Origin of the sequence: Pseudomonas sp. HY13-MNA-CIBAN-0226, assembly GCF_040310305.1 — a bacterium.
In the GTDB taxonomy this organism is placed as follows: domain Bacteria; phylum Pseudomonadota; class Gammaproteobacteria; order Pseudomonadales; family Pseudomonadaceae; genus Aquipseudomonas; species Aquipseudomonas gregormendelii.
Genome location: NZ_JBEOPS010000412.1, coordinates 1 through 256, shown reverse-complemented (window position 1 = coordinate 256; position 256 = coordinate 1). Strand labels below are relative to the sequence as shown.

Here is a 256-nt window from a genome sequence, read left to right as displayed (position 1 = left end):
CAGTGGGGTGGGCATTACCCTTTAGTTGATGGCCTGATCAATCCCCGCCTGCAAGGCCTGGCTTTCACTGTGCCCACCCGCGCGCAGCGGGCCCAGGTTGAAGGCTTGGTCCTTGCGCGTGGCGTCGTCGTGTTTCTGGGTCAATTCATCCTTGGCACCCAGGGCCAGGTTGACCGGTGACGTCGAAACGTTCAGCCCGACATCGGCACGGTAGTCACTGCCGGCCAGTGTGGTTGCGGTGACCTTGGAGCCACCC

1 protein-coding gene is annotated in these 256 nt (G+C 62.9%); it reads right to left on the bottom strand.

Translation table 11 applies throughout. The features are described from left to right. Positions 1-21 precede the first annotated feature (21 nt). A partial coding sequence (locus AAEZ05_RS29305) for a hypothetical protein (RefSeq protein WP_350650127.1) occupies positions 22-256 on the bottom strand: 235 nt, incomplete at its 5' end.